This window comes from Streptomyces sp. P17, assembly GCF_032436805.1.
In the GTDB taxonomy this organism is placed as follows: Bacteria; Actinomycetota; Actinomycetes; order Streptomycetales; family Streptomycetaceae; genus Streptomyces.
This window is the reverse complement of the sequence record NZ_JAVRBF010000094.1, coordinates 1-22052: the sequence shown is the minus strand read 5'-3', so window position 1 is coordinate 22052 and position 22052 is coordinate 1. Positions and strand designations below refer to the sequence as shown.

Here is a 22052-nt window from a genome sequence, read left to right as displayed (position 1 = left end):
CTTTGGCCGGTGCGGCGAGGGTGCGTGCCGGGCGCCGTGGGTGCTGTGCGGGACTTTCAAAACACCCCCTAGCTGCGGCGGACGCACCCCAGCCCCCCTCCAGCCCGTCCGGCGCTTGAGGACGAGGCCGTTCAGGCCGAAGTGGGGGTCTGGGGGCGGCAGCCCCCAGTGGGGGTCCCCCCTCTGGGGGAGGGACGGGTAGGGGCGGCGGGGGCGAAAAACCCGGTCGGCGCACCCAACATGGAACCCCCGCCCCCACCACCCCGTCTCGTTCCACGTAACCCACGGGAGGCGACATGGAACGGCGCACCTTCATCGCCGGCGGCGCAGCCGCACTCGCGGCAACGACAACCGCCGCCTGCACAGGCACGAAGCCCGACAACGGCACCCGCGCAACAACCTCCGCCTCCCTCCCGCCCATGCGCACCACCAGCGCCACCACCCCCGCCACCTGGTCCGCCCTCGCCCGAGACCTGGACGGCCAGCTCATCCGCCCCGGCGACACCACCTGGACCACCGCCCGCCAGCTCTACAACACCCGCTTCGACAACCTGAAGCCCGCAGCCATCGCCTACGTCGCCCACCCCGCCGACATCCGCACCGCCCTCTCCTACGCCCACGCCCACAACCTCCACGTAGCGATCCGCAACGGCGGCCACTCCTACGCGGGCTGGTCCTCCGGCAACGGCCGCCTCGTCATCGACGTCTCCCGGCTCAACAAGATCCGCGCCTCATCGGGCACCGCCGTGATCGGCGCAGGCGCCAAACTCATCGACGTCTACCGAGGCCTCGCCGCAAAGGGCGTCACCATCCCCGCCGGCTCCTGCCCCACCGTCGGCGTCTCCGGCCTCACCCTCGGCGGCGGCCATGGCGTCGTCTCACGGGCGTACGGCCTGACCTGCGACAGCCTCACCCGCGCCACGATCATCACCGCGGACGGCAAGCAGCTCACCGCCGACGCCACCACCAACAAGGACCTCTTCTGGGCCCTGCGCGGCGCGGGCAACGGCAACTTCGGCGTCGTCACGGAGCTCCAGTTCAAGACCCACCCCGCGCCTGAGGCGGTCACGGCGTACATGTCCTGGCCTTGGTCGAAGGCAGCCGCCGTACTGAAGGCCTGGCAGGAATGGGGCCCCACCCAGCCCGACGAGATCTGGTCGTCCTTCCACCTGGCGAACGCCACCGGCGGCACCCCGACCGTCTCCGTCGCCGCCTTCTCCCTCGGCACCTACGGCGAACTCCAGAACGCCGTGGACCGCCTGGCCGACCGCATCGGCGCCCCCGCCACCAGCGTCTCCCTGCGCCGCCGCTCCTACGAGGAGTCGATGGAGCTCTACGCCGGCTGCTCCTCCTTCGCCACGGACGCCCAGTGCCACCTCCCCGGCGCCACCCCGGGCCGCTCCCCGCAGGGCGCCCTGCACCGCGAGACCTACGCCGCGAAGTCGGACTTCTTCGACCGCTCGATCTCCGCGGCGGGCATCCAGACGCTACTGAACAAGATGAAGTCCGTCCGCGGCGGCTCCGGCAGCGTCGCCCTCACAGCCCTCGGCGGCGCGGTCAACCGCGTCCCGCCCACGGCGACGGCGTTCGTCCACCGCCGCTCCCGCATGCTGGCCCAGTACATCGCCGCCTGGCAGGCGGGCACGAGCGGCAGCACGGCCCAGTCCTGGCTGGCCGAGGCCCACACCGCGATGCAGCCGTACGCCTCGGGCTCGGCCTACCAGAACTACACGGACCCGGGCCTCAGGAACTGGCGCAAGGCGTACTACGGAGACGCGGCTCCCCGCCTGACCCGGCTGAAGAAGCAGTACGACCCGGCGGGGTTCTTCACCTACCCCCAGGCGCTGTGAGCGGCCCTCAGGCCGCCAGGTCCCGCTCCTCGGCGTCGGCGTTCTCCGTGCGCGCGCCCGGGACGACGGCACCGTCGCAGGACGACACCTTCCTGGACCGGATCAGCCACCCGGCCCGGGGCGACCGCTCGACCGCCTTCATCACCGGCGTCAGCAGCGCCGAGGCGACGGGCGACAGCAGCAGGGTGACGGCCGTACCGAGCGCGAAGCCGCCGATGACATCGGTCGGGTAGTGCACGCCCATGTAGACCCGGCAGAAGCCCTCAAGCAGCGCGAGCCCGATCCCGATGAGCCCGAACTTCCGGTTGGTGACGAACAGCCCGACGCCCATGGCCATGGTGATCGTCGCGTGGTCGCTCACGAAGGAGAAGTCGGTCTTGCCCGCGACCAGGACGTCCAGACCCTGGTGGTCGAGGAAGGGCCGGGGCCGTTCGACGAAGCCCCGTATCGGCACGTTCACCAGGACCGCGATCCCGGCCGCGAGCGGCGCCCAGACCAGCGCGGCGACGGACGAGGCGCCGTCCTCCCCGCCCCGCCTGCGCACGGACCACCAGCACCACAGCACCAGCAGCACCATGGCGATGAGCAGCCCGAACTCACCGACGTACTCCATGACCCGGTCGAACCACTGCGGTGCGTCCTTGGCCAGGCCGTTGATGTCGTAGAGCAGCTCGACGTCGGGGTTCGACCCGGATGCGGCGAGTCCAGCCATGGTGCTGCGGCCCCTTCGTCGTCTCTCCCGGCACGCCTGTGCGCGCGCCGCTGTGCCACCCCCGTGGTTGTAGATCCGCGCTGGGCTACGTCATCAGGAACGCACGGCCCCTGTTGATACGTTCCACACTCCACTGAATGATCACGCAGACGTTATCGAAGAGAGACACATTCCCGCAGCTCAGGGGGTGGGTTCACGCTGCGTCTACACACGGGTGGGGAGCGCTTTCGCGCCATCTTCGGTGACCCGGGTGGCCCCGAAGTAGTCGGGGTTGTCGATCGGGTCGAACCGGATCACAGCACCTGTTCTCGGCGCGTCGATCATGTACCCGCCACCGACATAAATCCCCACATGATGGATGGCCCGCGAGTCGGTGGGGTCTTTCGAGAAGAACACCAGATCCCCGGGCAGCAGCTCGTCCCTGGCCGGATGCGGCCCGGCGTTGTACTGGTCGTTGGCGACACGCGGGAGCGAAATCCCGACACTTTCGTACGCGGCCTTCGTCAGCCCGGAACAGTCGAACCGCCCACCGTCCTCGGCGGTCCCGTCACCACCCCACAGATAGGGCGTCCCGAGCTTCTTCTGCGCGTAGGAGATGGCCCCGGCGGCCTGCTTCGAGGGATCGACCCGCCCGACGGGCGCGGCGAAGCTGTCCTGCAGCGTCGTGATCGTCTTCACGTAGTTCTGGGTCTCCCGGTACGGCGGCACGCCCCCGTACTTGATGACCGCGTACGCCCCGGCGTTGTAGGCGGCGAGCATGTTCTTCGTCGCGTCGCCCGGCACGTCCTTGACGTAGGAGGCGAGCTTGCAGTCGTACGACGCCGCCGAGGGGATCGCGTCCTGCGGATCCCATACGTCACGGTCGCCGTCGCCGTCGCCGTCGATGCCGTGGGTGGCCCAGGTGCCGGGGATGAACTGCGCTATCCCCTGCGCGGCTGCCGGGCTCTGGGCCTTCGGGTTGAAGCCGCTCTCCTGGTAGAGCTGGGCGGCGAGCAGCGCGGGGTTGATGGCGGGGCAGAGGTTGCCCCATTTCTGCACGAGCGTCTGGTAGGCGGCGGGCACCGCCCCCTTGGCGAGCGCCTTGGCCCCGCCGCCGATGCCGCCCGCGAGGTTCCCTGCGACGACATACACCCCGACGACAAGCAGCATCACGAAGCTGAGCCCCGCCGCGACAGCGGCAGCCGCCACGATCCACGCCTTGCCCACCGTCAACCGCCCCTCACCAACCGCGAGTCCGCCCGCGCCAGTCTAGGAGCTTCCCACGCGGAACCGGTGGCAACCAGGACGGTTGTGACGCCGGGTCAGATGCCGTCCAGCAGGAAGATCGTGGGCATTGGGGCGGTGGCTTGAGAACATGCGCCACCGGATCACATCCACGACATAGGGCATCAGCCATGGCTCATCGGCCGTAGACCTATGACCTGACAGGTCATCGACCCGGCCCGGCCCCGCTGACACGATCGTCCAGTCAGTCGACGCAAGCAGCCCGACCGCTCGACCGGAAGGACGCCCGCAATGACCGCTTACGCCATCGCCCACCTCCGCGAGATCACCCCGCACGCGGAGATCGCCGAGTACATCGAGCGCATCACCGCCACCTTCGAGCCGTACGGCGGCCGCTTTCTCGTCCATGGGCGGGAGCACGAGACGGTGGAAGGCGGCTGGGCCGGGGCTGTGGTGATGATCGGCTTCCCGGGGATCGACGAGGCGCGGCAGTGGTGGGACTCGCCCGCCTATCAGGAGATCGCCCCATTGCGCTCCCGGCACATCAAGGGCGACATCATCCTGGTCGAGGGCGTGGACGAGGGCTACGACCCGGCCACCACCGCGAAGGCACTACGGGACTCCCTGCCCTCCTAGGAGACCACTGAGAATCTTGAAAGCCCGCCCGACTTGCACCGGATTGCCCCGATCGACTTTTGCGGGCGAACCTGGGCTATCGGGGCGGCCCAAGCAAGATCTTCAGGACACTTCTAGGCGGTCAGCTCCGTCTCGCCCGTCCGCGCGTCGGATATGAGCTCCTGGCGGATGTACCACTCCGTGCCGAGGATCCCCTCACGCGCCTCCGCCGGGAGAGCGGCCAGCAGGCCCGGCGCCGCCCCGCGCTCGGCCTCGCTGCGATGAGCCTGCACAGCGGCCCACTTCCGCTCCAGCCAAGGACGGACGTCGACCGTGGTCGTGACCCACTCTTCCGGCACGGTCCTCATGCCCTTGCCCGCCTCCGCGAACTCACCCAGCGCCCGGACCGCCGAGTGCGGATGCGTGGCCAGATACAGCGCACGCGGCTGCCAGGGCTCGCCGGCCTCCGGATACAGCCGCTCAAGTCCCGCCGCCTGCACCGCCAACACGGTCAGGCGATGGGTGTGCACATGGTCCTCATGACCGGTGAGACCGCCGTACGCGTCATGGGTGACGACTATGTCCGGGCGGAACTCCCGTAGCTGCGCCACCAGCCGGCCGACCGCCTCGTCCAGCGGGGCGTCGCACAGCCGTGGGCTGCCGGGAGCCGACTCCGGGACCCGGGAGTCGGCGTAGCCGAGCATCCGGGGTTTCTCGGAGGTGCCGAGTATCCGCAGCGCGTCGCCGAGCTCGGCAGCCCGGTGGGTGCCCTCGGCCCAGGTGGCCGTCACCACCGCCGTACGAGAGCCCTCGGCGGCGTTTCTGGCCAGCACCCCGCCCGAGAACAGCGACTCGTCGTCAGGGTGCCCGAACACGGCGAGCAGACTCGGCATCGAGCGACCACCTCCACGAAGCTCAGGCCACCTGAACCTCCAACGGACAGACCACGCCCGTAAGTTCCTCCGACACCGTCCACAGTCGCCGGGCCGTCGCCGGATCGCTCGCCGCCCGGGAGCGGCTCACCAGCGTGGGTCCGCCCCGCCACTCGCCCCAGCCGTCGGGGCCGACATAGCCGGCGCCGGGCAGGTCCTGGGTGGCCGCGTACAGGGTGGGCAGGGCGCCCGCCCGGTCGCTCTGGGCCAGAAACCTGTTGCCGAACCGCATCCCCACCCGGTCCAGCGGACTCGCCGCGTGGCTCTGGAGGTTGGTGGCCGAGTACCCGGGGTGGGCCGCCAGGGCGCGGACCCGGGAGCCGGACTCGGTCAGCCGCCGCTGCAGCTCCAGGGTGAACAGGAGGTTCGCCAGCTTGGACTGGGCGTAGGCGCCGCGCGGGGTGTAGTTCGCGTCCATGTTGAGGTCGTCGAAGCGGATCGTCGCGTGGCCCCAGCGGTGGGCGGCCGAGGCTACGGTGACGACGCGGTCGGTGATGTACGGCAGGAGCAGGTTCGTCAAGGCGAAGTGTCCGAGGTGGTTGGTGCCGAACTGCATCTCGAAGCCGTCCTTGGTCCGCTGCCGCGGGAGCATCATCACGCCCGCGTTGTTGATCAGCAGATGCAGCGGGCGGTCCCAGCCGGCCGCGAACTCCCGTACGGAGGCCAGGTCGGCCAGGTCGAGGCGCCGCACCTCGGTGCTGCCGGACACGGTCGCGGCGGCGGCCCGGCCGCGCTCAGGATCCCGTACGGCGAAGACGACATGCGCGCCCGCTCCGGCCAGCGCGCGGGCGGCGGTGAGGCCGATGCCGCTGTTGGCACCGGTGACGACGGCCATGCGGCCGCTGAGATCGGGGAGATCGGTCGCGTTCCACTTCTGCGTCTGGGTCATACCCCGAATGTAGGCGTCGGCAACAATGCTGTCAACGACAACAATGATGGCGACGTCAACAAAGATGACGGCGTCAACATCGGGCTACGATGTGCCCATGCCCGAGAGCCGCCCCTACCACCACGGAGACCTGCGCTCCACCCTCCTGGCCGGCGCCGAGCGCACCCTGCGGACCAAGGGCGTCAGCGCGCTCTCGCTGCGCGAACTGGCCCGCGAGGCCGGCGTCAGCCATGCCGCGCCCGGCCGCCACTTCAAGGACAAGCAGGCCCTGCTCAACGCGCTCGCCCTCGCCGGATACGACCGCCTGGAGCAGACCCTCCGGGCCGCCGACGACCCCGCCCTCCCCCTCGAACCACGGCTCACCGCCCTGGCCCGGGCCTACCTCCGCTTCGCCCTCGACAACGGCGAGCTGCTGGAGCTGATGTACGCCCGCAAGCACGAACCCGACGCCTACGAGCAGATGGCCTCGGCCATCGACCGCACGGTCGGCTCACTGGAGCGGGTCATGGCCGACGCCCAGCGGCGGGGCGAGATCATCGAGGCCGACCCCGAACACCTCACCCTCGTCACAGGCGCGAGCCTGCACGGCCTCGCCGCCTTCGCGGCCGGCGGCCTGCTCACACCCGAGGCGGCCCTGGCCGCCACCGAGGAACTCGTCCACACCCTCCTGAACGGCCTGAGGCCGCGCTGAACGGCACACGGCCACACCCCTGAGGGGCGTGGCCGTGTCAAACAATGATTCGGGTACTACTCGTCTGCGAAGACCTCGTCAGCGGACGCCGCGGTGATGGCCCGGTCGAACCAGCGGCCGAGGGTATCCAGATCGTCGCAGGACGTGATGCGCTCACGCTCGACGTCGGGGACGTCGACACCACGGCGCTCCAGGAGCAGAAGGATGTCCTCGGCCTTGCCTTGGGCCAGACCTTGAGCCCGGCCTTCTGCCCGGCCTTCTGCCCGGCCTTCTGCCCGGCCTTCTGCCCGGCCTTCGGCGAGGCCCTTCTCGCGGCCCTCCTCACGGATTTCCTCGGAGAGCCAGGACTTGTAGAAGGAGAGGTCCACAGCCACGAGATTCCTCCAGAGTTCTACGGCCCGACGGTTGCTGCTCAGGCCTCGTGCGACGAGTTCGACGATGGGGTCAGCGACGGCTTCGGGGGCGCCGCGTAGAGCGGTGGACAGGGTTTTCAGTATGGCATCGACGTCCCGTCCCTTCGCGTGAGTGATGGCGGACAGTGTGGCCAGCGCCAGATCCGCGCGGGCCGTCTCGGGGTCGGTGATCAAGGGCATGTTGTGCGGCCCGACCACAAGGGGACGGAGTGTGAGCGCGGGCCACTGGGCAGGGCCGATGAGCACGGTCTGTGCGGCCCACTCCGCCGTTGCCCGGTCCTGGCAGACGACGAGCAACAGAGGCGGGATCTTGTACTTGGTGTACAGGAAGGACAGGTAGTAGGCCCATGCGGCGGGCTTGTCGGGATCCTTCCCTCTCTGGGCCTCGACCGCCAGCAGCAGCGACCCGTCGCTCTCGGAGTCGAACCGCACTAACGTGTCGACGCGACGCTCGACGGGCCGGTCCTCGGTGAGATCGGTCGGGAGGAGAGTGACCGAGTCGGGCGGGGAGAAGGTTAAACCGAGAACGCGGGAGACCCCGGTGAACAGTTCCGGGTACTCCTGGAAGGCGCGGTGCATCGCTTCGTGGGGCGGGCTGACCATGGGTCTCCTTGTCTTGCAGTTTCAGAAGTGGGCGCGTAAGGAGTAAGGCACTCGCAGCAGCGACCGGGGCCGGGCGCACGACAGGCGCGGTCGCAGTTCTGGAGTGGGCGCGCCGGAGGGTCGGTGACAGTACGGGGCGGGCCGACCAGAGCGGAGGCGCCGCAGCATCCCCGGACACTCGGGGCCCACCACCCCTGTTCCGGCCCTGCACAACGAACGGGTGGCCACTCAGCCACGGCCCGTCCGCCAGTGCGCCATCACTCCCCTTGGGTCACTCCGCCGTCCACCGCCATCATGCCGACACATTCGTCGAGCGCCGCATGCAACGGCGGTACGAGGACGGCCAGTTCGGCGTCCGATGCCTCCCCCGCCTCCAGCACGGCACCGACGACCGCCACCAGGACGGCTGCGACCTCCAGGGCGTGCGCGTCGGCCAGCGCCGCAAGGAAACCGCCGGGGCGCGCGACCACGAACGCCTCCTTGCCGGTGGCCGGGTCGATACCCAGGCTGCGGGGACGCCATGTGCTCATACGGCGGCCTCCCACGGGAAGTAGTCCTGGCCGAGAGTGGCGAGGACAGCCGCCCGGCGCCGTTCTCGCTGAAGGCGCCGGCGCTCACAATCGTCACGCTCGCGTTCCCAGACGACGACGTACGGCCGGACCAGGGGCTGGCCGTCGACGAGGATGACGTCCGTCGCGTGCAGCCGTGGACTACTCACGGGCGCGGGAAGGAGCGGACGAGAGTTGCCGGGCGGTGCCGAGTCGGCTCGGTGCACCCCACGGGCAGGCAGGAAGAGGCTCAGGATCGCGGCCAGTAGGCTGCGCATAGGTCGACTCCTACTCAGTCGGCTCAGGCCCCGGCACGGAAGCTCTCACCCTTCCCGCCGGGGCGTTTTCGTCGGGCTCATGGTATCGGCTTGTATCGACTCGTAGCGAGACGTATCCCAAAGAGCGCGTATCAATCCACTTGCTTAGCGTCGACTCCATGAACCCTGACGCTGAGATCGATCACGGCGCGCCGCTGACTCCGTACCGGCAGCTGGCCGAGATTCTGCGTGCACAGATTCAGCGCGGCGACTGGCAGCCAGGCCGAATGCTGCCGAGCGAGGCCCAGCTCGTGCAGCGGTATGGGATCGCACGAACGACCGTGCGCCGGGGACTCGGCCTGCTGGCCGACGAGGGCTGGGTATACGCCGTCCCCCAGCGGGGGTGGTTTGTCTCCGACCCCGTACCGGCCCCTCCCGAAGCCACCGCATCCTCCGCCTGAAGGACCCCGGTGGCAGCTTCCGTTGGGATTCGCCCCACCGGACGGGCCGGCCTGACGTAAACCCAACTGGTGGCCCCTCAAGGCCCGTCGATAACGTTGTCACACTCGTGAGAACCCTCGCCCCACCGGGAGCCATCCGTGAACCGCCGTCCGACCCTGCTCGCAGCCGCTGCGCTGACCGCCGTCGCGGCCCTGTCGCTGTCCGCCTGCGGAAGCGGCGACGACTCGTCCTCGGATGACATCAAGGGCGCGGACGTGGGAGGCGGGACGGCGTCGGCGAGCCCTTCCGTGTCGGCCTCGCAAGGTGGCGTCAGGCGACCGGAGATCACGTTGCCCAGTGAGTTCCAGGCGGACTTCGAGAACTGGGCGAACAGCGATCCGAAGCTGCAGGCGGTCATGGACGACGGTCGCGAGCAGCTGAGGGCGAAGTACGCCGCGGTCATCGATGCGGACCCGAACTCCGATGCGGTGGCCTTCTACAGTTCCGAGGCCACCCAGGTGTCGGCTCGTAAGTGGATCAAGCAGTTCACGGACGACGACGACAGCATCATCGGCAAGGTCACCGTCTTCGAACCCAAGGCGCTCATTAGCGATACGGGATCCGGCGTCCTCTTCTACTGCGTCGACGAGCGTCAAGCATCCACCAAGAACCGCAAGACCGGGAAGATCGTCAAGACTCCGGACGAGCCCGAGTCGGTATTGCAGTACCGAACCAGGCTGGACAAGACAGCGCAGGGTGTCTGGAAGACCACTTCCGTGACCGTGGCGAAGGGCGGATGCAGCCGATGAGCTGGATGGCCAAGGCAAGCGCCGTCCTCACCGCCGCGGCCTGCGCCTCGGTTCTGTCCTCCACAACTGCGTACGCCATCGGGGACGACGACGTAGAGCCACCGTCCTCAGGGACCCCTTCCGGCGGTTCCTCCGACAGCACGCTGACCGCGACGGCCCCGACCACCGGAATCAAGGTCACGCAGATCAGCGGTGGTACCTCGGGTACCACCCCCAAGTCGCTCGCCCCAGTGGACCCCAACTGGGAGCCGCCTGCGTGCTGGTACGAGCCGTGTCCTGCGCGCGGTCCGCGGTAAGGGCCGGCGACCCACCCCCCGACTGGCCACACCCCAGCAGCTGAAGGACGCCGTGGACCAGCTCAAGAAGGGCGGGGAACTGGTGCCCGTCACGCCCACGCTCAGCTGGGGCGGGGAGCTGATGGTGGACCACTACGAGAAGGGGCAGGACAACACCGACAGCGGGTACAGCTACAAGAACTACAACCTCGGCAAGGACGGCAGGTTCTGGCGCGGGGTGGTCAGCAAGAGCAGAGAGAACGACCCCGAGTCCGCTCTCTGCGAGCGCAACCTGTTCTGGCAGAACGCCAACACCCTCCCCGACGACGATCACGCCCCCACCCCTGACGTCCTCGCCGCCTACGCCTACGACAAGATCAAGGTCCCGGAGACCGCGGTCGAGACGAAGCCGGCTGCCAGGTCCACAGTGAACCTGCCGACCTGGGTATGGCTGGACAAGGCCACCTTCACGGAGGTCAAGGTCCGCGCCGAGCTGGCCGACGCCGGCGTCTGGGCGGAGACCACCGCGAAGCCCATCGCACTGCACTTGAACCCAGGTACCGAGGACGCCGAGACGTACCCCTCCTCCGGCGACTGCAAAATCAACGACGACGGCAGCATCGGCACCCCGTACACCGTTCAAGGGCGTGACCAGGGTGGTCGCGGCAAGCCGTGCTGCTGACGCCTCGGCCAACTTCGGACTCGTGGACACGGTTGCGGCGTTCATCGCCGACCCGACAGCCCTGGGCTACTTCGTCCCCCAAGGCCGTCGGCAGACTGCCGAGATGGCTCTCACTGGCGGCCCTCTCCTCGTGGCGTTCGAGAACGCCTGGAAGGCTGGCAGTGAGAAGGACCGCGCCGCACGGCAGGAGAAGTGAAGGCCCTGATGAAGGATGAACAGATCCTCGCGTACTTCGATGGGCGAGGCACCGCAGAGATCACGCTGAGAGGTCTCGAAGTGGCGCAGAGCGACAAGATCGCGGCGATCGCCTTCGAGCTGGGTTACAAGCTCCACGAGACAGACATCGTCACCCGGGGCCAGTGGCGCATGACCTATCTGCGTGATGACTCCCCGGATGTCCGCCAACGAGCCCGGAACACGCTGGACAGGCTCCGTGCCGGCGGGCCGCTGCTGCCTGAGGTGTGGGCCCCACCCGGACTGCCGCGGGTACTCGGCAGGCCGATCTCACCCATGGAAGCGGCCTCCGCCCGGCGCAATATGACTGCCTATGAGACACATGGCTCACGCGGACTGGTCATCATCGCAGCCATCCTCAGCATCGCCTTCCTGATGTTGGCGTGGGTGGCACGCGGTGCTCTCGCCGGCGTGATCGCTCTGGTGGCGGCAGCAGCCCTCTTCGGCGTCGCCGCGGCACTGATCCCCCGCTGGATGGGGAGTTGGTACAGACACAACAAGCAGAAGGCAAACCGCTTCAACCAGCAGCGCTCCCAGCAATGGGGGCCACCCCCGCCCCCGCCCCCTCCGGCTGGGGGCAATATGCAGGCCGGCCCTGGAGGGAACGGCTCGTGATCCGTGTCGACTTCTCCGTCCCGGGCGAATTCGAGGACATTCCGATCGGCGTCGACTTCGAGACGGCCTGGTCCGAGCTGAACAGGCGCTGTGCACGAGCGCCGATGACTGGCGAACCCGACCGGGAGAAGCTCAGGGAGATGGCCCGGACGCTGCACCAGGTCTCCCGCCTCCTCAAGGAGGTCGGCGTCGTGTACGCGGCAGACTGCCTCCACTCTTTCCAGGGCGAACCGTCACTGGGCTCGCTGGCTGTCGCCGTCGTGGACTTCCCGTACGGCAACGACCCCGCCATAGCTGCCCGCGGAACGCTGCGTGGCGTCCTGGAGTCACGAGGACCGGAGTGGGCAGGCTCTGTCGTCGACACGCAGTGCGGTCCGGCAGCCGTGTTCACAGGAAGCCAGAGCTATACGCTCCCCCCGGTGTTCTCCCCAAGCAGTGAGCCTGTAGAAGTCCTCACGGCCCAATTCCATGCCATGATCCCGATTCCGGCCGGCTCAGATGAGGACGGCCGACGCATGTGCCTCATCGCCTTCTCCACCCCGAACCTCACACACTGGGACACGTGCTACGCCCCGATGATGGCCAGTGTTTTGCGGAGCCTCCGCTTCACCAGAGACAGCCCGGGTGACACTCGTAATGACGTCGCACCACCGAGAATCTCCGGGGAGACTTCAAGGGCCAAACCGGCATGAGGTGACCCAGTTATGGCCGTGAAGCGGCGAGGCGCCATCGACACCACGCGCCCACCCGCCTGGCTGTCACGGCTGGAGCTGGGGCATACCGCCTCGAAAGCTCTACGTCCTGGCAGGCGCTGGCACCTTCCTGGTGGGAGCCATGATCTCCTCCGTGATCAGCCAGTGGCTGACCCTGCCGGGCATCCTGCTCGCGCCCGGCCTGCTCTGGTTCATCGCAGTGAACACCGACCGGCGGCTGTGGCTGATGGTGCCGTTCTTCTTCGCCGCCTTCGCGGTCACGGTCGGGCTCCAGCCAGGTGGGCAAGAGGAAGTAGGGATTGTTCAAGGCGGCGTTACCCGGCGCATGCCCCATATAGCGATAGCCCAAGCATTCGGCAACGTACGCGAAGGCAGCGAACTTCTTCATGCCGGGGACGAACGGCCTTACCACGTACTCACTCTTCTCTTCCGCTACGGCTTTCATCAGCCCATTCAGAAGATGCCGTTCATCCACGAAGCTTCCTCCTTCGACTCCTACCAGACAGGGATGACCATAGGAGCACCCAAGTACCGTTAATAACTTACCGTCTCGTCCAGAGAGCAGCCGAAGGACGGGGGATGTCGCACATGGGCGACCTAAGGCCACGGTGGGAAGTCCGATGAGTTCCGCCATCGTCGTAATCAGGCCGCTACGGCATCCTGGTAGTGCCCGACGACCCCGACCCAGGAGGCGAGATGTTCCTGCAGCCCCAGTTCAAAGCGCTGCTGCGGGACGGTTCGCAGGGGGCCGAGCGTCATGACGCCCGCAACCTGCACCGGTCCTGGCGCAAATTCGCGGCCTTCGCGTACGTCGCCGAGCAGTACGGCTACGAGTACGACGGACTATCCCCGATCTCCCCCAAGGGGAGCCCCAACCCATACTTCGCTTTCCGCCGCATGCCGGATGCCGTTGAGCGCGCCACCCGGACCACCGAGCGATACCCGACCGCACCCAAGGGTGGCCAGCTGCCGGGCATGCGGCCCGGCGGCAGCCGCCTGCGCCCGCTCCCCGAAGCCCAGCGCGACGTAGACCTGTTCCACGCACGCATCATGGTCGACTACAGCCGCACTCACCGTCGGCGCGGCCTGATGGCCCTCTTGGTCATCCCGCTCGTCATGCTCATCCCGCTCTCCCAGACGGGCTTCACGGCTACCGCTGTGCTGCTCTGCGTCGCCATCTGGCTCTTCTTCGCCGCCCTGTGGGCACTCGGCTTGTACATCGCCCGGCGCCGACTCACGAAATACGGGAGCATCCTGGCAGCGGCCGACATCGACTGGCCGTCCGCTCGGGCAGGTACCTGATGGCCACGGTACGGAGATATTGGGCGCAACTGCGCCGAGAGCGGTCCGTGATCCGGGTGGGTCGCGCCCGAAGCGCGGGTGTCGACATTCACGCTGTGCGCTGCGGCCCTCCGCTGGTCGCGTCGCCAGCTCGCTCAGACATGGGGAACCAACGGGTGACCACCGATCACGTCCCGTTCTCCTGCATGAGAAGCGTCGGCGATAGCCTTCACCCCGAGAACATCGGCACGACCCGTCACCCGACCAGCCGTCAGGAACGGCGTGCGCAGCGGGACATGCCGTAGAAGGGGTCAACGACCGAACCACACGACAGGTTCTGCTCCGGCTTCATTGCCCGGCGTGACCTGTCGTGATACACAGAGTGACGATACGACTCCTGACAAGGTATTCGTACGAAACCCGCCAACCAATGACGCCAAGTCGACATACGACGGCGACATTGTCGGCGAGAATGAGGCCTGACCTCTGCGCGCACGCAGGGGATACGGAACTACCCACCAGGGGCGGTGACTTACATGCTCTTTGCGGCCGATAAGGGAGACATCAACACCATCATCGGCGGGATCGCTCCGGACTGGGGCCCCTTCGGCAGCCTGGGCAACGAGGCCAAGGTGATGATCGAGGTCGTGATGGCCATCGCCATCCTGCTCTGCCTCGGGATTGCCATCTGGGGCGCCGCCAAACAGCGGATCGGCGCGACCGCGCTCCGTGACACCTTCAGCGCGGAGCAGGGCAAGGGCCTCATCATCGCGGGCCTGACCGGCGTCTTCATCATCGGATCGCTCGGCACGCTCTTCACCATCGTGTACGGCATGGCCGTGTAGCCGCGCCCGCTCGTCCCCTCGCTTGTTCCCTCCTCCCCTCCCACCCGCCCGTCGTGCCCACCGGCTGAGGTTGCGTTTCCCTGATGTCGAGTCACCACACCGCGCCCGCGCGGGAACCAGCACGGCTACCGTCGTACACCAAGGGCTTCTACGGCTTCCGGTACGACGGTGAGGGGGCGTACGCGGCATGAGTCTCGGAGACGAGCGGGAGGCCTCCGGCGGTTACGGGGGTACGGGCCAGACCCGGACACGGCTGCCCGAGGGCGGCGGCCACACGTACGGGGGCGCACGGCGGGGCGGCCGTTCATCGTCCCGGAGCCTGGTGACGGTGGTCGGCGTGGTGGTCCTGCTGATTGCGGCGATCGCTTTCGCCAACCGCGGAGGAGACGATTCCTCATCGGGAGACGAAGCCACCGACAAGCCCCAGGCCGCGCCTACGGCGGCGAGTGGGGAGCGGCCGGTGGAGGCGGGGTTCGCGCGGGATGAGCAGGGGGCGCAGAGTGCGGCGGCCAACTATGCGGTGGCGCTGGGCTCCGACGGCATGTTCAACAAGGCCAGGCGCCATGAGATCGTGCAGACCATCGCGGCTCCCAGCTCGGTCGACCGCCTCCAGTCCGGCTTCGACAACGATTACTCGGCGGACTTCCTCAGGAAGATCGGCCTCAACGACGACGGCAGCGCGCCAGAGGGCACATTCGTCAACCGGACACTGCCCGCCGGAACCAAGGTCACGTCCTTGAGCAGCAACGCAGCCACGGTCGAGGTCTGGTGCAACGGCCTCTTCGGTCTCACCGGCGAGAGTTCAACCAACCCCGTGACCAGCAGCTGGTTCACCGTGACCATGAAGCTGACCTGGAGCGGTGATGACTGGAAGGTCCTCGAGAGCAGCCAGAAGACCGGCCCGACACCAGTAACCGGGGACAACCCCGTTTCCGGGGCTGATGAGATCGGCAAGGCGGTCCAGGAGTTCGGAGGGTTCACCTATGCCCGGTAGCAATCACCGCGTGCTCAAGCTCTCCGGCCTGGTTGCCGCCGTACAAGCAACCGCCGTGCTGCTCGCCACCCGCGCCGTTGCCGCACCCACCCCTACGCCTACGCCCAGTAGCGACCCCTGCTCCCTCATCGCTGGCCCCGCCAAGAAGTACTGCGAAGACGGAAACGGCTCAGGCGGCTCAGGCGGATCCACCCCCCTCGACCCCACCTCCACCCTCGACCCCCTCTCCTCCCTCGCCAAGGGCTGTGCCGACGCCGCCGCGTGGACCGTTGACAAGCTCAGTGAGGCCGTGAAGGACACCGCGAACGTCGACTTCACGAACCCGAAGTTCCTGCAGCAGTACGCCGTCGTCTTCGCGGCCTCGACCATCCTCACCCTCCTGCTGTGGCTGCTGGCCGTCGCCAAGCGAGCCGTACGCGGCGTACCGCTCACCACCGCCATCGGCGAAGCGATCGGGTTCCTCTGGCTGACCGTGCTCGCGTCCGCCTTCACCCCGCTGATCCTCTACACCGTCGTCTCCGCCACCGACGGCGTCTCCGAGGTGCTCGCGAAGACCACCGGCGACCAGACCGACACCTTCTTCGGCACCTTCTCCGGCGCCCTGGAGAAGGGCGAGGACATCGGCGGCGGACCGATCATGCTGATCGTCGTCTCACTCGTCAGCATCCTCGCCGCCGGAGTCCTCTGGCTGGAGCTCGTCATCCGCGCCGCCCTGCTGTACGTCGGCGCCCTCCTCGGCACCGTCGTCTACGCGGGCCTGGTCGACAAGAACCTCTGGAGCCACGTCCGCCGCTGGGCGGGCATCATGATCGCCGTCATTCTCGTGAAGCCGGTCATCGTCATCGTGCTGGGTCTCGCCGGCGCGCTGTCCACCGACGACGGCCCCGACGCCTTCTCCGCCGTCGTCTCCGGCCTCGCCATCATCCTGCTCGCCATCTTCGCGAGCGCGATGATCTACCGCTTCGTCCCGGGCTTCGGCGACGAGATCGCCGGCTCCCGCAGCAACCGCATCATGCAGGGCGCCGAAAGCAAGGCCGCGGCCGTCATCAGCTCCCCCGCGACCCTCGTCGCCCAGGGCATCAAGACCCACAGCTCCCGAGCCGACAACAACGGCCAGTCCTCCGGAGGCTCCCGCCCCGTCAACCAGACGGCCGGCGGAGTCGCCGCGCACAGCTCGCGCCCCGCGAACGGAGGCGGCGGATCTGTCCCCTCCGCCGCACCCGTGCCCCGGTCCGGCGGCAGCGCGGTGAACACGCCCCACGCCAGCAACACCCGCAACAGCAGTACCAACCGCACGGGAGGTGAAGGGCGTTGACGACCGAGTCCCACGTGTCCCATCCGGTCACGCCCCGCCGTACGTATCTGATCGGCCGCGCCCGGCCGAACGCGATCGTCGGCCGGAATCGTGAAACCGGCGAGATCGCGCTGATCATCGGCGGCGCGTTCCTCGGCATGATGTGCGGGCTCCTCGTCCCCGTCCTCTCCCTGCGCATCGTGCTCCTCATGGGCTTCCCCATGGTGGCGCTGGCCGCGGTCTACGTGCCGTACAAGCGCCGGACGTTCTACAAGTGGTTCGAGATCAACCGCAGCTTCAAGCGCACCCTGCGCCAGGGCACCGTCTACCGCTCGGCGGTGATGGAGGCGGGCACCCGGATCGACGGCCGCGAGGTGGAGGTCGGCCCGCCGCCCGGCATCGGCCGGATCACCTGGCTCGCCGCCCCGTTCGGGCCCGACGAGATCGCCGTACTGCTGCACGCGGACCGCAGGACGGTGACCGCCGCGATCGAGATCGAGGGCCCGGGCGTCGGTCTGCGTGACTCCGAGGACCAGGAAGCCCTCGTCGACCGCTTCGGCACGCTCCTCAAGCACGTGGCCAACGGCGACGGCTTCGTCACCCGCCTCCAGATGCTCGCCCGCACCCTCCCCGCCGACCCCGACGCCCACGCCAAGGACGTCGCCGTACGCGGGGACGACAAGGCGCTGCCGTGGCTGCAGCAGTCGTACGACCAGCTGCAGTCGATGGTGTCGACCAGCAGCGAGCAGCACCGCGCGTATCTCGTGGCCTGTATGCACTACACGCGCGAGCTGGCCGCCGAGGGGCACGCCATGGCGCGGGCCGCGCGACCGCAGCAGGGCCGGAAGGTCGACAAGGACGCCGGGCTCGCCGTGGTCATGGCGCGTGAGCTGACCGACATCTGCTCGCGGCTGCAGGAGGCCGACATCCGCGTACGGCAGCCGCTCGGTCAGGGGCGGCTGGCCTCGCTGATCCACTCCATGTACGACCCGGACCACCCGATCGACCACATCCAGGCGATGACGAAACGTAATGCCTGGCCTGCCGAGCTCGACGCCATGGAGCCCGCCTACCTCCAGGCCAAGACCCGCGAGTCCTCCACCCGAGCGCCCTGGTGCCATGCCACGGCCTGGGTGAAGGAGTGGCCGATGACGCCCGTCGGCGTCAACTTCCTGGCGCCGCTGCTGGTCCACACCCCGGACGTCATCCGCACGGTCGCCGTCACGATGGACCTCGAACCCACCGAGATCGCCATCGAGCGCATGCTGACGGAGAAGACGAACGACGAGGCGGAGGCCTCCCGCGCCGCCAAGATGAACCGGACCGTCGACCCGCGTGACGTCGCCGCCCACAACCGCCTCGACCAGCGCGGAGAGGACCTGGCGAGCGGCGCGGCCGGCGTGAACCTGGTCGGCTACATCACCGTCTCCTCCCGCAACCCGGAGGCCCTGGCCCGCGACAAGCGGACCATCCGGGCGTCGGCCGGGAAGTCGTACCTGAAGCTGGAGTGGTGCGACCGCGAGCACCATCGCGCCTTCGTGAACACGCTCCCGTTCGCCACCGGCATTCGAAGGTAGGGGCCGCCGCATGCGGGATCCGATGTCCATCCTGACCGACGCCTTCACCTCGTTCCTCTTCGGCAAGGTCGAGACGACCCGGCTGCCCGTGCGCACGTCGACCGGGCAGGCCCAGGCCGTCTATCTGCCGACGGCCGCGCCCGGCCTCGGCGACTCCGGCGTCATCATCGGCCGCGAGGTCTACTCCGGGAAGGGCTATATCTACGACCCCTTCCAGCTGTACGGCCAGCAGCTCCCCGCCCCGCACTGGCTCGTCCTCGGCGAGTCCGGCAACGGCAAGTCGGCGCTGGAGAAGACGTACGTCCTACGGCAGTTGCGCTTCCGCGACCGGCAGGTCGTCGTACTGGACGCGCAGGGCGAGGACGGCGTCGGTGAATGGAACCTGATCGCGCAGGAGTTGGGGATAACTCCTATCCGGCTGGACCCGATGGCGGCCCTGGACATGGGGATCCGGCTCAACCCGCTCGACCCGGCGATCACGACGACCGGACAGCTCGCCCTGCTCCGGACCATCATCGAGGTCGCGCTGGGCCATGGCCTCGACGAGCGCTCCGGCTTCGCCCTGAAGGTCGCGCACGCCTACGTCAACGAGACCATCGTCGAGCGCCAGCCGGTCCTGACCGACATCGTCGAGCAGCTACGGCACCCCGAACCGGAGTCGGCCGAGGCGATGAACGTCGGCATAGACGATGTACGGGCCTGGGGACTCGATGTCGCCCTGGTGCTGGACCGGCTGGTCGACGGTGACCTGCGCGGCATGTTCGACGGCCCGACCACGGTCGGCATCGACCTGGACGCGCCCCTGATCGTCTTCGATCTGTCCCACATCGACCGCAACTCCATCGCCATGCCCATCCTGATGGCGATCGTCGGTGTGTGGCTGGAGCACACCTGGATCCGCCCCGACCGGAAGAAGCGCATCTTCCTGGTCGAGGAGGCCTGGCACATCATCAACAGCCCCTTCGTGGCCCAGCTCTTCCAGCGGCTGCTGAAGTTCGGGCGCCGCCTGGGTCTGTCGTTCGTGGCGGTCGTCCACCACTTGTCGGACGTCGTGGACGGAGCGGCGGCGAAGGAGGCGGCGGCCATCCTGAAGATGGCGTCGACCAGGACGATCTACGCCCAGAAGGCGGACGAGGCGAGGGCGACGGGCCGGGTGCTCGGGCTGCCCAGATGGGCGGTGGAGATCATCCCCAGCCTCACCCCCGGTATCGCCGTCTGGGACGTCAACGGCAATGTCCAGGTGGTCAAACACCTGGTCACCGAGACCGAACGGCCGCTGGTCTTCACCGACCGCGCGATGACCGAGTCCTCCAGCGACCACTTGAGCGACGACGCGCTGCGCGCCGCCGAGCTGGAGGCGGAGGAGCGGGCGGCGGCCTTCGTGGAACAGCACCTCGGCGACTCCGAGTCGACGGTGGCGTAAGGGGGCGACGGCGTGCGCGCAGACGACCGGCGGCAGGAGCAGGCGGGCGGCATCCCCGACGGGCTGCTGATCGGCATACTCGCCTTCCTGCTCGGCCTGACCCTGATGGTGTGGACGGCGACGGGTCTGGCAGGGCTGCTCTCCCACGGGGCCTGGCCAAGCGGCGTCACCTTCACCCGCACCCCGCTCGCCATGCGCTATCTCTTCGGCGCCCCGCACGACATCACCGGCGCCTGGCCGGAGACTCCGGCGGCGGAGCTCTCCGGGTACGGGCTGTTCTGGGGACTGTTCATCGGGCAGTTGATGGTGCTGATCGTGCTCACCGTGTTCGTGATGGGCACGGTGGCCCGATGGCGGGCGGTCAGGGCACGACAGCGGGAGCAGCCAGCGGCGCCGGAGCCGGTGCCGGTCCAGCACGAGGTGCCGGTGCCGGTCCAGCACGAGGTGCCGGCGCCGAGGCCGGAACCGCGGCCGGAGCCCGTCCAGGAGACGGCCCCTCCCGCACCCCCGGCTCCGTTGCCCGGGTGGGAGAAGATCCTCGTGGCCCCGAGGGAATCCCGCCACACCACCGCGACCCAAGCCGTACGAGACGCCGAGGGCCCAGCCCTGGTCATCACCTCCAACCCGGCGATCTGGCAGGACACCAAGGACGCCAGGGCCAAACTGGGCCCGGTCCACCTCTACGACCCCGCCCACCTGTGCGACACCCCGTCCCGCCTCCACTGGTCCCCGACGACAGGCTGCGAGGACAAGCGGACGGCGGCGGCGAGAGCGACCTCGCTCCTCGCCCCGGTCCGCCCCAGCGCGAAGATCGACCAGGCGGTGGCGGACGTAGCCGAAACGCTCCTGCGCAGCGCCCTGCACGCCGCCGCCATAGACGGCCGTACGATCCGCCACGTCCACCGCTGGTCCCAGGGCACCCAGCTGCAGGACGCGGTGCGCATCCTCCGGACCAGCCCGAAGGCCGCGCCCGGGGCCGCCGGTGAACTCGAAGCCGCGCTCACCGCGCACGCCGAACGCCGGGACATGGCCCAGCAGTTGACGACGCGGGCGCTGTCCGCCCTGTTCACGGTGAACATCCGCGAGGCGTGCACGCCCAACCGAACTGATGCACTCGCCTTGGATTCCTTCGTGAACGAAGGGGGCACGCTTTATGTGGTGGGTGAATCCATCGAGGATCCCCGCACGAACCCGGGCGCGATGCCTCTTCTCACCGCCCTGGCCTCAAGCGTGGTCGAGCGCGGCCGGCGCATGGCCGAACGGTCATCCTCCGGTCGCCTCGACCCACCACTGACGCTCGTCCTGGACGACGTCGCGGCCGTCGCTCCGCTGCCCCAGCTGCCGGAGCTGCTGGCCACCGGGGCGGACCGGGGTTTGCCGACCCTGGCCCTGCTCAGGTCCCGGGAACAGGCCCGCGCCCGTTGGCCGCACGACGAACTACCGGTGTAGCCCTACTCCGGCTGAATCGCGAACTCCAGCTCGGACTCGCCCTGCGCCTGCGGCAGCGACACAGTGATCCCGGTCGGCTCGAACCCCACCTTCCGGTACAGCCGCTGCGCCCGCTCGTTGTCCTCGTGCACGATGAGCCGCACTCGCTCGGCGCCCTGCGACCACGCCCACTCCAGGCCGGCATCGAAGAGCACCTCGGTGAGCCCGATGCCCCGGTGCTCGGGCTGTACGAAAACTCCAACGAGATGCCCCTGCTTCCGCTCGACCGGGAACCCGGCCCAGTCCGTCGCCCCAGCTTCCTCGATCAGCACGGTCAGCGTCCCGACCCACTCCCCGTCCGGCCCCTCGGCGATGATCTGCTGCGCGGCGGACGCCCCTTCCGCGCTCCCCGCGGCACGCTCCTGCCAGAAGGAGTCAGGATGGGCTACGGCTGCCTCGTAGGTCTCCAGGAAGGCGAGATGCGCCACGGGATCCTGGAGGGCGGCAAGCCGCAGAGCCTTGACCTGGGGCCACTCGTCGGCCTGTATGGAACGGACCTTGTAGTTCATGCCGCATACCGTAGCCGAACGCAGAAAACCCCCGTACCGAATAAACGGTACGGGGGTTTTCTCAAAATTTGTTCGGCGGCGTCCTACTCTCCCACAGGGTCCCCCCTGCAGTACCATCGGCGCTGTAAGGCTTAGCTT

The 22052-nt window shown here is 68.6% G+C and carries 26 protein-coding genes; 18 read left to right on the top strand and 8 right to left on the bottom strand.

All coding sequences use genetic code 11. The features are described from left to right. The first annotated feature begins 296 nt into the window (after positions 1-296). Positions 297-1850 (top strand): FAD-binding oxidoreductase, encoded by a 1554-nt coding sequence (locus tag RMT89_RS37080; protein WP_315888165.1) that lies wholly within the window; start codon positions 297-299, stop codon positions 1848-1850. A 7-nt stretch (positions 1851-1857) separates the two neighbouring features. Here the strand turns inward: RMT89_RS37080 and RMT89_RS37075 are convergent, their stop codons facing one another. Both RMT89_RS37075 and RMT89_RS37070 read right to left on the bottom strand, forming a co-directional pair. Next, on the bottom strand, positions 1858-2562 hold the full coding sequence (locus RMT89_RS37075; RefSeq protein ID WP_315888164.1) for a phosphatase PAP2 family protein: 705 nt from the start codon (positions 2560-2562) through the stop codon (positions 1858-1860). Positions 2563-2766: 204 nt separating this feature from the next. Continuing rightward, a complete protein-coding gene (locus RMT89_RS37070; RefSeq protein ID WP_399498668.1) occupies positions 2767-3711 on the bottom strand; it encodes an NlpC/P60 family protein in 945 nt (314 codons plus the stop codon). 366 nt (positions 3712-4077) lie between these two features. On the opposite strand from RMT89_RS37070, the gene RMT89_RS37065 reads away from it, so the two are divergent. Beyond that, entirely contained in the window at positions 4078-4422 is a 345-nt protein-coding gene (locus RMT89_RS37065; RefSeq protein ID WP_315888162.1) for a DUF1330 domain-containing protein, read from the top strand. Between the two features lie 113 nt (positions 4423-4535). Here the strand turns inward: RMT89_RS37065 and RMT89_RS37060 are convergent, their stop codons facing one another. Together RMT89_RS37060 and RMT89_RS37055 are read right to left on the bottom strand one after the other, a co-directional pair. After that, positions 4536-5294 carry a PIG-L deacetylase family protein gene (locus RMT89_RS37060; protein ID WP_315888161.1) on the bottom strand — a complete coding sequence of 253 codons (759 nt, stop codon included), beginning with the start codon at positions 5292-5294 and terminating at the stop codon, positions 4536-4538. Positions 5295-5316: 22 nt separating this feature from the next. Beyond that, positions 5317-6222: an oxidoreductase gene (locus tag RMT89_RS37055; RefSeq protein ID WP_315888160.1), complete on the bottom strand. Its 906-nt coding sequence runs from the start codon at positions 6220-6222 to the stop codon at positions 5317-5319. A 97-nt stretch (positions 6223-6319) separates the two neighbouring features. Between RMT89_RS37055 and RMT89_RS37050 the strand changes: the two genes are divergently transcribed. Further along, positions 6320-6913 (top strand): TetR/AcrR family transcriptional regulator, encoded by a 594-nt coding sequence (locus RMT89_RS37050; protein WP_315888159.1) that lies wholly within the window; start codon positions 6320-6322, stop codon positions 6911-6913. A gap of 56 nt (positions 6914-6969) precedes the next feature. Here RMT89_RS37050 and RMT89_RS37045 read toward each other — a convergent pair whose 3' ends face one another. The 3 genes from RMT89_RS37045 to RMT89_RS37035 all read right to left on the bottom strand — a co-directional run bounded on the left by RMT89_RS37045 (position 6970) and on the right by RMT89_RS37035 (position 8755). Next, on the bottom strand, positions 6970-7929 hold the full coding sequence (locus RMT89_RS37045) for a hypothetical protein (protein ID WP_315888158.1): 960 nt from the start codon (positions 7927-7929) through the stop codon (positions 6970-6972). 257 nt (positions 7930-8186) lie between these two features. Beyond that, positions 8187-8459: a hypothetical protein gene (locus RMT89_RS37040; RefSeq protein WP_315888157.1), complete on the bottom strand. Its 273-nt coding sequence runs from the start codon at positions 8457-8459 to the stop codon at positions 8187-8189. Then, positions 8456-8755, bottom strand: coding sequence for a hypothetical protein (locus tag RMT89_RS37035; RefSeq protein ID WP_315888156.1), 300 nt, complete (start codon positions 8753-8755; stop codon positions 8456-8458). Before RMT89_RS37035 ends, RMT89_RS37040 begins: the two co-directional genes overlap by 4 nt. Before the next feature lie 158 nt (positions 8756-8913). Between RMT89_RS37035 and RMT89_RS37030 the strand changes: the two genes are divergently transcribed. The 15 genes from RMT89_RS37030 to RMT89_RS36960 all read left to right on the top strand — a co-directional run bounded on the left by RMT89_RS37030 (position 8914) and on the right by RMT89_RS36960 (position 21366). Continuing rightward, a complete protein-coding gene (locus RMT89_RS37030; RefSeq protein WP_315888155.1) occupies positions 8914-9195 on the top strand; it encodes a GntR family transcriptional regulator in 282 nt (93 codons plus the stop codon). Positions 9196-9333: 138 nt separating this feature from the next. Continuing rightward, a complete protein-coding gene (locus tag RMT89_RS37025) occupies positions 9334-9984 on the top strand; it encodes a hypothetical protein (protein WP_315888154.1) in 651 nt (216 codons plus the stop codon). Positions 9985-9989: 5 nt separating this feature from the next. Further along, on the top strand, positions 9990-10280 hold the full coding sequence (locus tag RMT89_RS37020; protein ID WP_315888153.1) for a hypothetical protein: 291 nt from the start codon (positions 9990-9992) through the stop codon (positions 10278-10280). Positions 10281-10332: 52 nt separating this feature from the next. Then, the gene (locus RMT89_RS37015; RefSeq protein ID WP_315888152.1) at positions 10333-10941 is read left to right on the top strand and encodes a hypothetical protein; all 609 of its coding nucleotides are present in this window, start codon (positions 10333-10335) and stop codon (positions 10939-10941) included. Further along, the gene (locus RMT89_RS37010) at positions 10907-11137 is read left to right on the top strand and encodes a hypothetical protein (protein ID WP_315888151.1); all 231 of its coding nucleotides are present in this window, start codon (positions 10907-10909) and stop codon (positions 11135-11137) included. Before RMT89_RS37015 ends, RMT89_RS37010 begins: the two co-directional genes overlap by 35 nt. Next, the gene (locus tag RMT89_RS37005; protein WP_315888150.1) at positions 11134-11790 is read left to right on the top strand and encodes a hypothetical protein; all 657 of its coding nucleotides are present in this window, start codon (positions 11134-11136) and stop codon (positions 11788-11790) included. The genes RMT89_RS37010 and RMT89_RS37005 overlap by 4 nt, the downstream gene beginning before the upstream one ends. Continuing rightward, the gene (locus RMT89_RS37000; protein ID WP_315888149.1) at positions 11787-12482 is read left to right on the top strand and encodes a hypothetical protein; all 696 of its coding nucleotides are present in this window, start codon (positions 11787-11789) and stop codon (positions 12480-12482) included. Before RMT89_RS37005 ends, RMT89_RS37000 begins: the two co-directional genes overlap by 4 nt. Before the next feature lie 142 nt (positions 12483-12624). After that, on the top strand, positions 12625-13041 hold the full coding sequence (locus RMT89_RS36995; protein WP_315888148.1) for a hypothetical protein: 417 nt from the start codon (positions 12625-12627) through the stop codon (positions 13039-13041). 158 nt (positions 13042-13199) lie between these two features. Next, positions 13200-13805, top strand: coding sequence for a hypothetical protein (locus tag RMT89_RS36990; protein ID WP_315888147.1), 606 nt, complete (start codon positions 13200-13202; stop codon positions 13803-13805). A gap of 515 nt (positions 13806-14320) precedes the next feature. Then, positions 14321-14629 carry a hypothetical protein gene (locus RMT89_RS36985; RefSeq protein WP_073499096.1) on the top strand — a complete coding sequence of 103 codons (309 nt, stop codon included), beginning with the start codon at positions 14321-14323 and terminating at the stop codon, positions 14627-14629. A 187-nt stretch (positions 14630-14816) separates the two neighbouring features. Next, positions 14817-15623 (top strand): hypothetical protein, encoded by an 807-nt coding sequence (locus tag RMT89_RS36980; protein ID WP_315888146.1) that lies wholly within the window; start codon positions 14817-14819, stop codon positions 15621-15623. Beyond that, positions 15613-16938 (top strand): hypothetical protein, encoded by a 1326-nt coding sequence (locus RMT89_RS36975; RefSeq protein ID WP_315888145.1) that lies wholly within the window; start codon positions 15613-15615, stop codon positions 16936-16938. The genes RMT89_RS36980 and RMT89_RS36975 overlap by 11 nt, the downstream gene beginning before the upstream one ends. Beyond that, entirely contained in the window at positions 16935-18494 is a 1560-nt protein-coding gene (locus RMT89_RS36970) for an SCO6880 family protein (RefSeq protein ID WP_315888144.1), read from the top strand. Before RMT89_RS36975 ends, RMT89_RS36970 begins: the two co-directional genes overlap by 4 nt. 10 nt (positions 18495-18504) lie before the next feature. Continuing rightward, positions 18505-19917 (top strand): ATP-binding protein, encoded by a 1413-nt coding sequence (locus RMT89_RS36965; protein WP_315888143.1) that lies wholly within the window; start codon positions 18505-18507, stop codon positions 19915-19917. A 12-nt stretch (positions 19918-19929) separates the two neighbouring features. Then, on the top strand, positions 19930-21366 hold the full coding sequence (locus tag RMT89_RS36960; protein ID WP_315888142.1) for a type IV secretory system conjugative DNA transfer family protein: 1437 nt from the start codon (positions 19930-19932) through the stop codon (positions 21364-21366). Between the two features lie 2 nt (positions 21367-21368). Here the strand turns inward: RMT89_RS36960 and RMT89_RS36955 are convergent, their stop codons facing one another. Further along, positions 21369-21914, bottom strand: a complete 546-nt coding sequence (locus tag RMT89_RS36955) for a GNAT family N-acetyltransferase (RefSeq protein WP_315888141.1) — start codon at positions 21912-21914, stop codon at positions 21369-21371. Between the last annotated feature and the right edge of the window lie 138 nt (positions 21915-22052).

Bases quoted from the DNA above. Each gene is read 5' to 3' on its own strand.
- RMT89_RS37080 (WP_315888165.1), top strand. From the start codon at position 297: ATGGAACGGCGCACCTTCATCGCCGGCGGCGCAGCCGCACTCGCGGCA.
- RMT89_RS37075 (WP_315888164.1), bottom strand. From the start codon at position 2,562: ATGGCTGGACTCGCCGCATCCGGGTCGAACCCCGACGTCGAGCTGCTC.
- RMT89_RS37070 (WP_399498668.1), bottom strand. From the start codon at position 3,711: ATGCTGCTTGTCGTCGGGGTGTATGTCGTCGCAGGGAACCTCGCGGGC.
- RMT89_RS37065 (WP_315888162.1), top strand. From the start codon at position 4,078: ATGACCGCTTACGCCATCGCCCACCTCCGCGAGATCACCCCGCACGCG.
- RMT89_RS37060 (WP_315888161.1), bottom strand. From the start codon at position 5,294: ATGCCGAGTCTGCTCGCCGTGTTCGGGCACCCTGACGACGAGTCGCTG.
- RMT89_RS37055 (WP_315888160.1), bottom strand. From the start codon at position 6,222: ATGACCCAGACGCAGAAGTGGAACGCGACCGATCTCCCCGATCTCAGC.
- RMT89_RS37050 (WP_315888159.1), top strand. From the start codon at position 6,320: ATGCCCGAGAGCCGCCCCTACCACCACGGAGACCTGCGCTCCACCCTC.
- RMT89_RS37045 (WP_315888158.1), bottom strand. From the start codon at position 7,929: ATGGTCAGCCCGCCCCACGAAGCGATGCACCGCGCCTTCCAGGAGTAC.
- RMT89_RS37040 (WP_315888157.1), bottom strand. From the start codon at position 8,459: ATGAGCACATGGCGTCCCCGCAGCCTGGGTATCGACCCGGCCACCGGC.
- RMT89_RS37035 (WP_315888156.1), bottom strand. From the start codon at position 8,755: ATGCGCAGCCTACTGGCCGCGATCCTGAGCCTCTTCCTGCCTGCCCGT.
- RMT89_RS37030 (WP_315888155.1), top strand. From the start codon at position 8,914: ATGAACCCTGACGCTGAGATCGATCACGGCGCGCCGCTGACTCCGTAC.
- RMT89_RS37020 (WP_315888153.1), top strand. From the start codon at position 9,990: ATGGCCAAGGCAAGCGCCGTCCTCACCGCCGCGGCCTGCGCCTCGGTT.
- RMT89_RS36995 (WP_315888148.1), top strand. From the start codon at position 12,625: ATGATCTCCTCCGTGATCAGCCAGTGGCTGACCCTGCCGGGCATCCTG.
- RMT89_RS36990 (WP_315888147.1), top strand. From the start codon at position 13,200: ATGTTCCTGCAGCCCCAGTTCAAAGCGCTGCTGCGGGACGGTTCGCAG.
- RMT89_RS36985 (WP_073499096.1), top strand. From the start codon at position 14,321: ATGCTCTTTGCGGCCGATAAGGGAGACATCAACACCATCATCGGCGGG.
- RMT89_RS36980 (WP_315888146.1), top strand. From the start codon at position 14,817: ATGAGTCTCGGAGACGAGCGGGAGGCCTCCGGCGGTTACGGGGGTACG.
- RMT89_RS36975 (WP_315888145.1), top strand. From the start codon at position 15,613: ATGCCCGGTAGCAATCACCGCGTGCTCAAGCTCTCCGGCCTGGTTGCC.
- RMT89_RS36965 (WP_315888143.1), top strand. From the start codon at position 18,505: ATGCGGGATCCGATGTCCATCCTGACCGACGCCTTCACCTCGTTCCTC.
- RMT89_RS36955 (WP_315888141.1), bottom strand. From the start codon at position 21,914: ATGAACTACAAGGTCCGTTCCATACAGGCCGACGAGTGGCCCCAGGTC.